This is a genomic window from Microbacterium esteraromaticum, from assembly GCF_017303215.1.
GTDB lineage: Bacteria > Actinomycetota > Actinomycetes > Actinomycetales > Microbacteriaceae > Microbacterium > Microbacterium esteraromaticum_C.
Genome location: NZ_JAEMWU010000001.1, coordinates 1,269,695 through 1,283,233, shown reverse-complemented (window position 1 = coordinate 1,283,233; position 13,539 = coordinate 1,269,695). Strand labels below are relative to the sequence as shown.

Sequence of the window (13,539 nt, the reverse complement as noted above, 5' to 3'; positions counted from 1 at the left end):
GCGTGGGCCAGCGCGCCCGCCGAATAGACTGGACTCATGTCCCAGGATCCCGCCACCGAACCCGGTGTGACCCGCCCGAACGTCACCCCGCTCGACATCGTCCGCGTGCTCGTGCTGCTGGCGGCCCTTGCCAGCCTCGCCCTGTGGGGCTTCGCCACGTGGGCGATGCCGTGGAGCATCGTCGTCGGCATCGGTGCGCCGCTGATCGTGCTGGTGCTGTGGGCCCTCGTGCTCTCATCGAAGCCCGTGCTTCGTCTGCACCCGTTCCTGCGCGCCCTGGTCGAACTGCTGATCTACGTGGGTGTCACGCTGGCATGGTGGTCGATGGGCTCGACGTGGATCGGCATCGCTTTCGCCGTGGTGGCTGTCGCAACGGGGGTCATCTCCGGGCGCCGCGCCTTCCGCTGAACCCCGCGCGGCCATGACCGACGTCCTCGCACTGCTGCAGAGCGAACTCGGCGATATCGTCGATACGACGTCCGGCGCGCTCGAAGCCGCCAGGGCCGACCGTAGCGGACATCGTTCTGCCGGGTGCCCTCTGGCCGTGGTGCATGCCAGGACCGTCGACGAGGTGCAGCGCACGATGCGCATCGCCTCGCAGACCGAGACCCCGGTCGTGACCCGCGGCGCGGGTACAGGCCTCGCAGGCGGCGCGAACGCCGGCCCCGGCGAGATCGCGCTGTCGACAGCGGCGATGACCGGCATCCTCGAAGTACGGCCCGATGATCTCATCGCGGTCGTCGAGCCGGGCATCCTCAACGCCGACCTGAACGCGCACCTGGCACAGCACGACCTGTGGTGGGCGCCCGACCCCGCCAGCCGCGAGATCAGCACGGTCGGCGGCAACATCGCCACCGGTGCCGGTGGTCTGCTGTGTGCAAAGTACGGCGTCGTGCGCGATGCGGTGCTCGGGGTGGATCTGGTGCTCGCAGACGGACGGATGCTGCGCCTCGGCCACCGCACGGTGAAGGGCGTCACGGGCCTGGATCTGACCTCGCTGGCGATCGGTTCCGAAGGCCGGCTGGGCGTCATCGTGGGTGCGACGCTCAAACTGCGCCGACGCCCTGCGGGCGTGGTCTGCACCCTCGCGGCTTCGTTCCCCACAGTGAGCGCTGCGGCAGCGGGCGCGGCCGCAGTGACGGCCGCCGGTGTGCAGCCGTCGGTCATGGAGCTCATGGACGCCACAGCGCTAGCCGCCGTCCACGATCTGCTCGGGATGCCGCTGCCAGCCGCGCGATCCGCGCAGCTGACCATCCAGACCGATGGCTCGGCCGCACGCGAAGAGGCTGCCGCGATCGCACACGTGCTCGAAGCGTCCGGCGGCACTGTCGCGGTCACGGATGATCCGGATGCCGGCGAGGAACTCCTGCGCGTGCGCCGCTCCATGCACCCGGCGATGGCCGCGCTTGGCACGACGCTGATCGAGGACGTCGCTGTTCCGCGCAGCGCGATGGCGGCGATGTTCGACGAGATCGAGCGGATCGAGCAACAGCACGGCGTCAGCATCCCGACCGTCGCGCATGCGGGCGACGGCAACCTGCATCCGAACTTCATCTTCGACGGCGAGGACGTACCCGATCACGTCTGGGCCGCCGCCGACGATCTCTTCCGCACGGCGGTGCGGCTGGGCGGCACCCTCACCGGTGAGCACGGCATCGGCATACTGAAGAGCCGCTGGTTGGCCGAGGAGCTGGGCGCTGACCAGTGGCAGCTGCAACGCGACATCGTGCGCGTGTTCGATCCACAAGGAATCCTCAACCCGGGAAAGGTGTTCGATGCCTGATATCCACGTCAGCGCCGCGGTGATCGTCGACCGCGCCGGTCACGCTCTCGTGGTGCGCAAGCACGGCACGACCCGGTTCATGCAGCCCGGTGGCAAGCCTGAACCCGGCGAGACCGCCGCGCAGACGCTCATTCGGGAACTGGATGAGGAGCTCGCTCTGCGGGTCGACGAGACGGCGCTGCAGCCGCTGGGAAGGTTCATATCGGCAGCGGCGAACGAGCCCGATCACCGCGTGGTCGCCGAGGCATTCGCGCTGCGGGCGGAATCTTCGGACGTCGTCGTGCAGGCCGAACTGGCCGAGCTGCGTTGGCTCGCCCCGGGCGACATGCACAGCGTTCCGCTCGCCCCGCTCAGCGTGGAGCATCTGCTTCCGCTCGCGTGGCGCTGAGCGGAAGCAGATGTCGGCCCGAGGGCCGGTGCTGGCTCAGATGCCCTGCCAGGCGGGCTTGTTCTCGTAGCTGTAGCGGTAGTAGTCGGCAAGCTTCAGTTCGCTGGCGGCGGCCTCGTCGAGCACGACCGTCACATGCGGATGCAGCTGGATGGCAGAGGCGGGCAGGATCGCGCTGACGGGCCCTTCAACGGCTTCGGCGACGGCGCGCGCCTTGCCCTCACCGAACGCGAGCAGCACGAGGTGCTTGGCGCGCAGGATCGTTCCCAGTCCCTGGGTGACGCAGTGCCGGGGCACGTCGTCGATCGAGTCGAAGAACCGGGCGTTGTCCTCACGGGTGCGCTCGGTGAGCGTCTTGACGCGTGTGCTGGAGGCGAACGACGAACCGGGCTCGTTGAACCCGATGTGGCCGTCTGTGCCGATCCCGAGGATCTGCAGGTCGACGCCGCCCGCGGCCGCGATCGCCGCCTCGTAGTCGGCGCCGGCGTGCTCGACGCTCTCGATGGCTCCGTTGGGCACGCGGATCAGCTCGGGGTCCAGCCCCAGAGGTTCGATGACCTCGCGGGTGATGACCGAACGGTAGCTCTCGGGGTGAGCCGGGTCGATGCCGACGTACTCGTCGAGCGCGAATCCGCGCAGGTGCGATACGTCGTGGCCGGCCAGGCGCTCGCGCAAGGCCTCGTAGACCGGCAACGGCGTCGACCCCGTGGCAAGACCCAGCACGGGTTCAGCGACAGTGTCGATCAGTCGCACGATCTCATCGGCGATGAGCGCGCCTGCTTCGGCCTTGCTGGGGAGGATGACGACTTCAGCCATGGGGGACGATCTCCTTGTCGAGTGCGGTGGTATCTGCAGGTGCGCTGCCCAGCAAGGCGGCCCCGATGGCCGCCACCGGCGAGTCCGCCGGAAGCATCTCTATCCTCTCATCGAGGTGCAGCGACCGCAGGAACGGTGACGTTGCCGCATCTGCTCGCAACGCGGTGCGGATGCCGGGCTCGAGCCGTTCGGCGAGGGCGGTGAGTCCGCCGCCGATCACGACGCTCTCGACATCCACCGACAGCACGAGCGCCCGCACCGCCGCCGCCACGCCGCGGAACAGGTCATCGCGCAGCACGGTCGCAGTCGGGTCACCGGCATCCGCGGCGTCGAGGATGTCTTTCACCGGCAGATCGACCTCGCGTGCCCAGGCGCGAGCCAGCGCTCCCCCGCCGCACATGGTCTCGATGCAGCCGCGCTGTCCGCAGCCGCACACGCGGCCCTGCGGATCGACCGAAAGGTGGCCGATCTCGCCGGCGATGCCGCGAGCCCCTCGCCAGATCCGTCCGTCGATGACGATGCCGGCCGCGACACCCGTGCCGAGGTTGAGGTAGGCGATCGGGGTGTTGTCGTCGCGCAATGACGCCGCACCCAGGGCAGCGGCCTTGACGTCGTTCTCGACGAAGCAGGGCAGGTCGAGAGCGCGCTGCACTTGCGCCGCGATGTCGAGCGATTCCACCCCCAGGTTGACTGCGTGCAGCACTCTCCCCGCGCTCGCGTCGACGAGCCCGGGGATGCCGATGCCGATCGAGCGGATGTCGGAACCGGGTAGCTGGTCGCGGAGGGCACGAGTAGCGTCGAGGATGCCCGCGATGACGGCGTCGCCGCCGATGCCGGTCGGCTGGCGGACGTCGGCGAGGATCGCGCCGTCATCGGCACGCGCGATTCCGGCGATCTTCGTGCCGCCGATGTCGAGGCCGATGCGCACGCCTGGATATCGGTTCACGATCGTCATATTTGTTAGTACACCTTACGAACCGCCTTTCGCGCAACATGGCGCGCCGCGGAGCCCTCGGGTTACCCAAACGTTACGGCGCAGCCTGCGCCTTCGCCGCTCCGCTCACCCCGCTCAGCGCCAGCGTCATTTACCATGAGTTCAATACGTCGCGCAATCCGTTGGGGGGCCATTCCGTGACTGATGTGATCTCCGGACCCGATACGGGTGCCTCTTCCGAGGGCTCCGAATCGGTCGACACGCGACCCCCCGGCGATATCGACCGCCCCATGGAGTGGGCGCCCGCTGAACCTGCCCCCAAGAAGCGCCGGCTCGGACTGTGGGTCGGCCTCGGCGGCGGTGCTCTGCTGCTGGCTACCATCGGCGCGTCACTCGTGCTGATCGCTCCGGGTACGACCGTGGCCGGCGTCGCCGTCGGCGGCATGACCCCCGGCATGGCCGCGGATGCCATCAACAATCGCATCGCGACCACCGACGTCACCCTCACGGATGTCGACCAGGAGGCGCAGGTCAGCGGCGCCGCCCTCGGAGCGAACGTCGATGCAGCTCTGCTCGCCGAACAGGCGTTCGCCGAGCGGCCGATGTGGAACCTCGGCGCCTGGATGGGCGACTCCGTCGCGGCGGCGATCACCCTCGACGCCGACACCGCCACCAGCGCGCTGCGCGCCGCAGTCCCCACCAGCTTCACTGCCGCCACCGACGCCGAGGTCGTCTTCGACGCCGACGCGGCGAAGTACATCGCGACTCCCGCCGCCTCCGGCACCGGCATCTCGGTCGACGACCTGACGGTCGCGTTCACCGAGGCCGTGAACAAGGGCGAGACGACGCTCGAGTTCTCGGGAGCTCCCACGTCCGTGGAGCCTCCGATCACCGATGAGAAGGCGACGGCCGGCGTCGAGCAACTCAACACCATGCTCGGCACGATCGGCTTCTACGTCGGCGACGAGCGCACGGTACCGGTCGCCCCGAACGTGGCCGCGAGCTGGCTGAGCGTCGAGGCCGTCGACGGCGAACTGCAGATCATCGCCGATTCCACCCAGATCCAGCGCACCGTCGATACGCTCGCAGAATCCGTCAACCGAGAGGCTGTGCCGGCCAAGAACATCGTCGACTCGGGCGGCAGTGTGCTGCGCACCGAGACTGAGGGTGCCACCGGCCGAGAGCTGGCCGACACGACCGGTATGGCCACCGAGTTCGCCGCCGCACTCGAGAAGGGCGACGCGGCCTACCCGCTCACGGTCACCGAGACGCCTTTCGAGACCACCGATGTCACCCGCAGCCTCACTGTCGACATCAGCGACCAGCGCACCTATCTGATCGAGAACGGCAAGGTCGTCAAGTCGTGGCTGGTTTCGACCGGACTGCCCGGCACCCCGACGGACCTCGGGCACTTCCGCGTGCGCGCACATGTCCCCATCCAAGACATGCGCGGCACGAATGCGGACGGCTCGAAGTACGTCACCAAGGACGTTCCCTGGGTGCTCTATTTCAACGGCGACGAGGCATTCCACGGCACGTGGTGGCACTCCAACTTCGGCAACCGCATGAGCCACGGCTGCGTCAACATGACCTTCGACGCCGCCAAGCAGGTGTACGACGCCTCCCCGCTCGGACTCGAGGTGTGGGTGCGCGAGTAACCTCGGCACGAAGACGGAAGAGGGCGGATGCTGTCAGCATCCGCCCTCTTGCGCGTCTCGGACGCGACCCGATCAGGCCAGTGCGTCAATGACACCGTTCAGGGTCTGCGACGGGCGCATGGCCGCCGCGACCTTCGCCGCGTCGGGCCGGTAGTAGCCGCCGATCTCGACGGGTGCACCCTGCACAGCGTTCAGCTCGTCGACGATCGTCTGCTCGTTCGCAGCCAGGGTCTCGGCGACCGGTGCGAATGCAGCGGCGAGCGCGGCGTCCTTCGTCTGCTTCGCCAGCTCCTGTGCCCAGTACATCGCCAGGTAGAAGTGGCTGCCGCGGTTGTCGATCGTGCCAAGGGCGCGGCCGGGCGAACGGTCCTCTTCGAGGAACGTGCCGGTCGCAGCGTCCAGCGTCTCGGCGAGGATGCGTGCACGCTCGTTGCCGACGCGGTCTGCCAGGTGCTCCAGCGACGCGGCCAGGGCGAAGAACTCACCCAGCGAGTCCCAGCGCAGGTAGTTCTGCTCGACGAGCTGCTGCACGTGCTTCGGCGCGGAACCACCGGCGCCCGTCTCGAACAGCCCACCGCCCGCGAGCAGCGGCACGATCGAGAGCATCTTGGCGCTGGTACCGACCTCGAGGATCGGGAACAGGTCGGTCAGGTAGTCGCGCAGCACGTTGCCGGTCACCGAGATGGTGTCCAGGCCGTGGCGCATGCGCGCCAACGTGTAGCGAGTCGCCTCTTCGGGCGCGAGGATCGTGATCGTGATGCCGGCGGTGTCGAGCAGCGCGAGGCCCTGGTGCACCTTGGCGATGATCTGCGCGTCGTGCGAACGGTTGGCGTCCAGCCAGAACACGGCGGGTGCACCCGTGGCGCGTGCCCGCGTGACCGCGAGCTTGACCCAGTCCATGACCGCAATGTGCTTGGTCTGCGTGGCACGCCAGATGTCGCCGGCGCCGACGGTGTGCTCGATGAGCACGGTGCCTTCGCTGTCGACGATCTGCACCACGCCGTCCGCGGCGATCTCGAAGGTCTTGTCGTGGCTGCCGTACTCCTCGGCGGCCTGCGCCATCAGGCCCACGTTCGGCACGGTGCCGATCGTGGCGGGGTCGAGCGGACCGTTGGCGATGACATCATCGATCACGGTCTGGTAGACGCCGGCGTAGGACGAGTCGGGGATCACGGCAAGGGTGTCGCCCTCGGCGCCGTCAATGCCCCACATCTTGCCGCCGTTGCGCACGAGAGCAGGCATCGAGGCGTCGACGATCACGTCGCTGGGCACGTGCAGGTTGGTGATGCCCTTGTCGGAGTTCACGTACGACAGGCGCGGGCCATCGGCGATCGCTGCCTCGAACGCGGCGGCGATCTCGTCGCCCCCGGCGATGTTCGACAGACCTGCGAGGATCGAGCCGAGACCGTCGTTGGCGCTCAGGCCTGCGTCGGCGAGCTGCTGGCCGTAGCGGCTGAAGACGTCGGCGAAGAATGCCTTGACGACGTGGCCGAAGATGATCGGGTCGCTGACCTTCATCATGGTGGCCTTGAGGTGCACTGAGTAGAGCACGTCATCGTTCTTGGCCGCTTCAAGCGTTTCGGCGAGGAAGGCATCGAGGTGCTTCGCCGACAGGAAAGTGGCGTCGATGATCTCGCGCGGCAGGACCTTCAGTCCCTCTTTCAGCACGGTGGTGGTTCCGTCGGCGGCGATGTGACGGATGCTCAGGACGTCGTCGTGCGCGGCGACCCACGAGCGCTCGTTCGACTTGAAGTCGTCGTGCCCCATCGTGGCGACACGCGTCTTCGAGCCCTCGGCGAACGGCTTGTTGCGGTGCGGGTGCTTCTTGGCGTAGTTCTTCACGGCCAACGGGGCACGGCGGTCGCTGTTGCCCTCGCGCAGCACGGGGTTCACGGCCGAACCCTTGATGCGGTCGTAGCGGGCACGCACGTCGCGCTCATCGAGGTCCTTCGGCTCGTCCGGGTAGTCCGGGACGTCGAAGCCCTGCTGCTGCAGTTCGGCGATTGCCGCCTTCAGCTGCGGGATCGATGCCGAGATGTTCGGCAGCTTGATGATGTTGGCCTCGGGCAGCGTGGCCAGTCCGCCGAGCTCGGCGAGGGCATCACCGATCTGCTGCTCGGGGGTGAGCTTCTGGGGGAAGGCGGCGAGGATGCGTCCTGCCAGCGAGATGTCACGCGTCTCCACCTCGATGCCTGCCTGGCTGGTGTATGCCTTGATGATCGGCAGGAAGGACGCGGTCGCCAGTGCCGGCGCCTCGTCTGTGTAGGTGTAGATGATGGCGTCGTCGGTCACCGGATCTCCGTTCACGAGGGCTTTTTATCTCGATACCAAGATACCCGAGTGCATTCGCACGACAGTATTCTCTCCACCGTCGCGCTGTAGGGGCTAGCCTGGGGACATGTCGGAACTGCGTATGGTCGAACTCTCCGCGACGACGATCGTCGCTGTCAACAAGCTGTCGCTCAAGCCCGGACAGGAGCAGTTCCTCGCTCCGGTCTCCTACGGCATCGCCGCGACGGTCGTGAACCCCCAGACCTCATGGCAGCGCGTCGTGCTCGACGGTGACCAGGTCGTCGGCTTCGTCAGCGCGAGCTTCGACCCCGAGGCGTTGGAAGAGAACTTCCGCAGCGTGCTGTGGCGCATCAATGTGGATGCGGAGGATCAGGGCCGCGGTGTCGGTCGCTTCGCTGTGCAGGCTCTGATCGACGAGGCCCGCGCCCGCGGCGTCGATCACGTGAACGTGATCTATGAAGCCGGTGATGGCGGCCCCGAGGCGTTCTTCCGACGCGTCGGCTTCGAACCGGTCGGCGAGACCGAGTACTCCGAGGTCATCGCCGAGATCCGCGTCACGGACTGAACCGGCGGCGGGGTCTCGAATCCCCTCCCCCATCGAGGCCCCGTCGCCGCTCGCCGTTTTCAGGACGATCACAACTTCTCAGGACGAATCAGCCACCAGCATCCTGCAGAAGTGCAATCGTCCTGAAAAAGTGAGCCGGGTCAGCGGCTGTCCCGCGGCGGATCGTCACGATGCGGGCGCGTCCACATCCCGAGCACGTCCGACGTGCGGTTGATCACGTCGGTGGTGCGTTCCATGAGAGTGCGCGCGGCATCGCGCAGCGCATCGGCCCCGTCGGGTTGCAGCTTCTCACCGCGCACGCTGCGTTCGGCGAGATCGAAGGCGCGCTCGAGGCGCTCCACTGCGTCGCGGTACGCGCCGTAGTCGGATGCCGTCACCCGCTGCTCCTCGTTCGGCCGGAGCTCCCGCGCCTCCTGCACCGCGGCGAGGAAGGCCGCGGTGGCGGGGGCACGGGCATCCGACATCGCGGGGAACGCGAGCAGTTTGTCGGGGTCGGTCTCGTACTCCATCCAGCGAGTGAGAACGGCGTCGTGGCGGTGGCGCATGCGCTCCAGCGGGGCACCCCCACCATGACTCAACGCCGTGCGCTCGGCGACCACCCGTGCACGGGCGGCCTTGACCCGAGCCGTCGCGGCCTTCGACGCCAGCTGCGCCTCGCGCAGCGCGCGCCGTGCGGCTGCCACGGCGCCGGAATCCGTCCGCGAGGCGGCACGGTCGGCCGTGACCCTCGTCGCCTCGGCGCGAGCCACACGGGCGTTGTCGGCGGCGACGCGGGCGTCCTGCTGCGCCTGGCGCAACTCGAGCCGCGCCGCGTCATAACCGAGTCTCTTGTTGCTCACGCTGGCCCTCCGTGACACCACGACAGCGGTGGTCGCCCCGCCGATGACGACGGGTGCGACCCACCACAGCTCTGCTGCCATCGCCCAGAACGGATCCACACCTTCAACCTAACCACGTGCTGCACCGCTCGGAACAGAATCACACCAGAGTCTGCTGCCAGGCCGCGTGAAGCTGCGCGAACTTGCCGGAGCCACCGATCAGCGCCTGCGGGGTGTCGTCCTCGATGATGCGGCCGTGCTCCATCACCAGCACCCGGTCGGCGATCGCAACCGTCGACAGTCGGTGCGCGATGATGATCGCGGTACGGTCGGCGAGCAGCGTCTGCAGCGCATCCTGGATCAGGCGCTCGGACGGGATGTCGAGCGATGCGGTCGCCTCGTCGAGGATCAGCACCGCCGGATCGGCGAGGAAGGCCCGCGCGAACGAGATCAGCTGACGCTGCCCCGCGGACACGCGCCCGCCACGCTTGTTGACGTCGGTGTTGTATCCGTCGGGAAGATTCTCGATGAATCCGTCCGCGCCGACCGCGCGGGCAGCCGCGCGGATCTCATCGAGCGTGGCGTCCGGCTTGCCGAGCGCGATGTTGTCGGCGACCGTGCCGCTGAACAGATACGCCTCCTGTGTGACCATGACGATCGCGCGGCGCAGATCCTTGGGGTGCAGCATGCGCAGGTCGACACCGTCGAGGGTGACCGTGCCGATCGACGGGTCGTAGAACCGCGAGATGAGCTTGGCCAACGTCGACTTGCCCGCTCCCGTCGTACCCACCAAGGCGATGGTCTGCCCCGAGGGGATGTCGAGCGTGAAGTTCGGGAGGATCGTCTTCTCGCCGTTGTACCCGAAGGTGACCTCGTCGAAGCGGATCGCCCCACGCGACTCCCACAGGTCGACCGGCTTGTCGGGGTCGGGCACGGTGGGCACCTCGTCGAGCACTCCCGACACCTTCTCCAGTGCCGCCGTGGCGGACTGGTACGAGTTCAGGAACATCGCGATCTCTTGCATGGGCGCGAAGAAGTTGCGCACGTACAGCACCGTCGCCAGCAGCACGCCGACGCCGAGAGCGCCGTCCGACACGCGGATCCCGCCCCACAGCACCACAAGAGCGATGGTCAGCGCCGACACGGCCATGAGCCCCGGTTCGAACGTGCCGAACAGCACCATCGAGCGGCGGTTCACGTCGCGGTAGTCGCCGGCGACCTTGCGGAATGCCTCATCGTTGCGGGGTTCCTTGCGGAACGACTTCACGGCGCGGATGCCGGTCATCGTCTCGACGAACTGCACGATCACCTTCGCACTGATCACGCGCGACTCGCGGTACACCAGCTGGGAGCGCTTGTAGAACCAGCGCATCAGCAGTGCCAGCGGAATGCCGGCGAGCGCGAGGATGAGCCCGGACTGCCAGTCGGCGATCACCAGGGCGATGAAGGTGAACACGCCGAACAGCACGCCCGAGACGAGGTTGTTCAGACCGCCATCGAGTAGCTCACGGATCGAGTCGAGGTCGCTGGTCTGGCGCGAGATGATGCGCCCCGACGTGTACGACTCGTGGAACTCGAGGCTGAGCCGCTGGGTGTGCACGAAGATGCGCTTGCGCAGGTCGAGCAGCACGGCCTGGGTGATCTTGGCGGCGAGCACGACGTACAGGCCGATCAGCGCCGACCCCAGGATGCCTGCCACCAGGTACACGATGGTGACGGTGATCGCCGGCATCCAATCGGCGTTCTGGAGCAGTTGCGGGAGTGCGCGGTCGAGCGCGATGCCGATCAGGATGGGGCCGGCGACCTGCAGCGCAGTCGACACGACGAGCACGAGCGCGGCGACGACGATGCGCAGGCGCAGCGGCGTCACGAGCGACCCGAGCAGACGCAGTGAGCGCTGGCGGATGGCGCGGCTCTCTTCCCGCGTGTAGTCGGAACGATCCTCGTTCTGGGTTCCGGTGATGCTCATGCCTGCACCTCCTCGTCGTGGGTCTGGTCGTGCGGGGCGCTTCCCGCTTTCTCGTCTTGCTGACGCGCGTGTGCCTCGGCGACGGCGTCGGTGATGATCGGGATCGCGTCGGTGCGGGCGGCCTCCTCGGCTTCAAGACTGGAGATCACGTGCCGGTAGTGCGCGCTGGTGCGCAGCAGTTCGGAGTGCGTGCCGACCGCGCTGATGCGCCCGCGTTCGAGCAGAGCGACCCGGTCGGCGAGCGCGACCGTCGAAGGACGGTGCGCGACGATCAGTGCGGTCGTGTCGGCGAGCACGTGACGCAGTGCTTCCTCGACCAGGGCCTCGGTGTCGACGTCGAGTGCCGACAGGGGGTCGTCGAGCACCAGCACCTTGGGTGCGGCGGCCACGGCGCGGGCGAGTGCCAGGCGCTGGCGCTGTCCGCCCGACAGGCTCAGACCCTCTTCACCGATGATCGTCTCGACGCCGTCCGGGAGCTGATCGACGAAGCCCGCCTGGGCGACGTCGAGCGCCTCGCGCAGCACGCGCTCGGCCTCCTCGCCGTGCAGGTCGAGCTCAGCACGGCCGAGCAGCACGTTCTCACGGACGGATGCCGAGAACAACGTCGCGTCCTCGAAGGCCATCGCGATGTGGCGGCGCAGTTCCGACAGCTGCAGGTCGCGAACGTCGACGCCGTCGAGCGTCACGCGTCCGCCGGTGACGTCGTAGAGCCGGGCCGGCAAGGTCGTCAGCGTGGTCTTGCCGCTGCCGGTGAGTCCGACCAGGGCCATGGTCTCGCCGGGCTCGAGCACGAGATCGATGCCGTCGAGCAGGTCGCGCTCGGCGGCGCCGGCGTCCTGATAGCGGAAGTGTGCGCCCTCGAAGGCCAGGCGTCCGCGGGACTCGGCGATGTGCTTCGGGCTCTCAGGATCAGTGATCGTGTTGCTCTCCTGGAAGATGTCGAACACGCGATCGGTCGCCGTGCGGGCGTCGAGCATGAACGAGAACAGGAAGCCGATCGATTCGATCGGCCAGCGCAGCACGGTCGCCATCGCGAAGAACGCGAACAGCTGCGGCACGTCGATCGCACCATCGGCGATCAGCCAGATGCCGGTGATCAGGCTCAGCCCGAACGCGATCTGGGGCATCAGATCGAGCCAGAACCAGATCTCTCCGACGGCGCGAGCCTTGCTCAGCTCGGTCTGGCGCAGGGTCTCGGCTTGACGGCTGAAGCGGGTCAGCGCGTGCTTGCCACGGCCGAACGCCTTGAGCACCCGGATGCCGTGCACGCTCTCCTCGACGCTGGTCGCGAGGTCGCCGGCCTGGTCCTGGCTACGGCGCGCGAGCACGCCGTACCGCTTCTCGAAAAGGTAGCCCTGGATCCACATCGGGATGCCGGTGACCAGGAAGATCGTGCCCAGCAGCCAGTGCCAGCGGAACAGCAGCACGGCGCCGATGCCGATCGTGAGGATATTGACCACCAGCAGGATGAGGCCGAACGCGATCCAGCGCCGGATCAGGCCGATGTCCTGCATCATGCGGCTCAGCAGCTGCCCGGACTGCCAGCGGTCGTGGAACGCGACGGGCAGGTTCTGCAACCGCGAGTACAGCTCGGAGCGCATCTGGAACTCGACCTCGGTGGCCGGGGTCAGCACGAACCAGCGGCGCAGCCACACCATGGCCGCTTCGCCGAGCGCGAGTGCGAGCACTCCGAAAGCGCCGACGGCGATCAGACCGGTGACGCCCGAGGCGATCGGGCCCTTCACGATCTGTTCGAGGACGATCGGGATCATCAGGGCGATGACGGCGGCGGCGAGCGCACTGAGCGCACCGCCGATGAGCCGGCCGATGATCGGGCGGACGAAGGGCTTCAGGCGCAGGAGCGCGGCGACGGTGGACAGAGACGACGAAGAAGCGGTGACAGACATGACTCTCAGTTGCGTTGCGAGCGGAAGACGAAGACGATGGCGGATGCCCGTGGCATCCGGTGTGAGGCAGTGCGACGCGCCGTGTCAGTGGCGCGGACCGCAATCAATCACGCAGGCGGGCTGCGCGCGAGCCGAGGGCGATGAACGTGACAATCGTCGTGGCCATGGTGTCCTCCTCAGGCTCGGCTTCGTCGGCCGGTCGGCGCGACAGCCTTTGAGCATATTCCCGCAAACGCATCTACCGCAAGAGAAATTTCCGGCCCCGCACTGCGCTCGGCGGTGACCTCGTGATGCGCGTTGCGCCCGAAGACGTTCTACGCTCCGTCGCCGACAGTTTGTATCCAGTCCAAATTCTGCGCATTTCGGCGAACAAGTTGACGCGCTGGAACGCTTTACCCTAGCTTGGGAC

Annotated in this window: 11 protein-coding genes; 5 read left to right on the top strand and 6 right to left on the bottom strand. The window is 67.7% G+C overall.

Features of this window, described 5'->3' with window-relative positions:
• Nucleotides 1-36 precede the first annotated feature (36 nt).
• From JF543_RS05790 to JF543_RS05780, 3 genes are read left to right on the top strand one after another with little or no spacing between them, the layout of a single operon-like run.
• Complete coding sequence (locus JF543_RS05790; protein ID WP_179411515.1) at nucleotides 37-408, top strand: YrdB family protein; 372 nt, start codon at nucleotides 37-39, stop codon at nucleotides 406-408.
• A 13-nt stretch (nucleotides 409-421) separates the two neighbouring features.
• Entirely contained in the window at nucleotides 422-1,783 is a 1,362-nt protein-coding gene (locus JF543_RS05785) for an FAD-binding oxidoreductase (RefSeq protein ID WP_206823115.1), read from the top strand.
• Entirely contained in the window at nucleotides 1,776-2,171 is a 396-nt protein-coding gene (locus JF543_RS05780) for an NUDIX hydrolase (protein WP_206550310.1), read from the top strand. The genes JF543_RS05785 and JF543_RS05780 overlap by 8 nt, the downstream gene beginning before the upstream one ends.
• Nucleotides 2,172-2,207: 36 nt before the next feature.
• Here the strand turns inward: JF543_RS05780 and JF543_RS05775 are convergent, their stop codons facing one another.
• Entirely contained in the window at nucleotides 2,208-2,987 is a 780-nt protein-coding gene (locus JF543_RS05775; protein WP_206823113.1) for a glucosamine-6-phosphate deaminase, read from the bottom strand.
• Nucleotides 2,980-3,933 (bottom strand): ROK family protein, encoded by a 954-nt coding sequence (locus JF543_RS05770; protein WP_347401106.1) that lies wholly within the window; start codon nucleotides 3,931-3,933, stop codon nucleotides 2,980-2,982. Before JF543_RS05770 ends, JF543_RS05775 begins: the two co-directional genes overlap by 8 nt.
• 185 nt (nucleotides 3,934-4,118) lie before the next feature.
• Here JF543_RS05770 and JF543_RS14620 point away from each other — a divergent pair, with 185 nt between their 5' ends.
• Nucleotides 4,119-5,579: a L,D-transpeptidase family protein gene (locus tag JF543_RS14620; protein WP_179411519.1), complete on the top strand. Its 1,461-nt coding sequence runs from the start codon at nucleotides 4,119-4,121 to the stop codon at nucleotides 5,577-5,579.
• A 72-nt stretch (nucleotides 5,580-5,651) separates the two neighbouring features.
• On the opposite strand, the gene JF543_RS05760 is transcribed toward JF543_RS14620, so the two are convergent.
• Nucleotides 5,652-7,871 carry an NADP-dependent isocitrate dehydrogenase gene (locus tag JF543_RS05760; RefSeq protein WP_179411934.1) on the bottom strand — a complete coding sequence of 740 codons (2,220 nt, stop codon included), beginning with the start codon at nucleotides 7,869-7,871 and terminating at the stop codon, nucleotides 5,652-5,654.
• Between the two features lie 106 nt (nucleotides 7,872-7,977).
• Between JF543_RS05760 and JF543_RS05755 the strand changes: the two genes are divergently transcribed.
• Nucleotides 7,978-8,436, top strand: a complete 459-nt coding sequence (locus JF543_RS05755) for a GNAT family N-acetyltransferase (RefSeq protein ID WP_179411520.1) — start codon at nucleotides 7,978-7,980, stop codon at nucleotides 8,434-8,436.
• A 140-nt stretch (nucleotides 8,437-8,576) separates the two neighbouring features.
• On the opposite strand, the gene JF543_RS05750 is transcribed toward JF543_RS05755, so the two are convergent.
• From JF543_RS05750 to JF543_RS05740, 3 genes are read right to left on the bottom strand one after another with little or no spacing between them, the layout of a single operon-like run.
• On the bottom strand, nucleotides 8,577-9,374 hold the full coding sequence (locus JF543_RS05750) for a hypothetical protein (protein WP_179411521.1): 798 nt from the start codon (nucleotides 9,372-9,374) through the stop codon (nucleotides 8,577-8,579).
• A 40-nt stretch (nucleotides 9,375-9,414) separates the two neighbouring features.
• The gene (locus JF543_RS05745) at nucleotides 9,415-11,223 is read right to left on the bottom strand and encodes an ABC transporter ATP-binding protein (protein WP_206823111.1); all 1,809 of its coding nucleotides are present in this window, start codon (nucleotides 11,221-11,223) and stop codon (nucleotides 9,415-9,417) included.
• Nucleotides 11,220-13,130: an ABC transporter ATP-binding protein gene (locus JF543_RS05740; protein ID WP_206823109.1), complete on the bottom strand. Its 1,911-nt coding sequence runs from the start codon at nucleotides 13,128-13,130 to the stop codon at nucleotides 11,220-11,222. Before JF543_RS05740 ends, JF543_RS05745 begins: the two co-directional genes overlap by 4 nt.
• Nucleotides 13,131-13,539: the final 409 nt, after the last annotated feature.

Coding starts and splice junctions, on each gene's coding strand:
- JF543_RS05745 (WP_206823111.1), bottom strand. CDS start 11,223: ATGAGCATCACCGGAACCCAGAACGAGGATCGTTCCGACTACACGCGG.
- JF543_RS05780 (WP_206550310.1), top strand. CDS start 1,776: ATGCCTGATATCCACGTCAGCGCCGCGGTGATCGTCGACCGCGCCGGT.
- JF543_RS05740 (WP_206823109.1), bottom strand. CDS start 13,130: ATGTCTGTCACCGCTTCTTCGTCGTCTCTGTCCACCGTCGCCGCGCTC.
- JF543_RS05790 (WP_179411515.1), top strand. CDS start 37: ATGTCCCAGGATCCCGCCACCGAACCCGGTGTGACCCGCCCGAACGTC.
- JF543_RS05785 (WP_206823115.1), top strand. CDS start 422: ATGACCGACGTCCTCGCACTGCTGCAGAGCGAACTCGGCGATATCGTC.
- JF543_RS05775 (WP_206823113.1), bottom strand. CDS start 2,987: ATGGCTGAAGTCGTCATCCTCCCCAGCAAGGCCGAAGCAGGCGCGCTC.
- JF543_RS05755 (WP_179411520.1), top strand. CDS start 7,978: ATGTCGGAACTGCGTATGGTCGAACTCTCCGCGACGACGATCGTCGCT.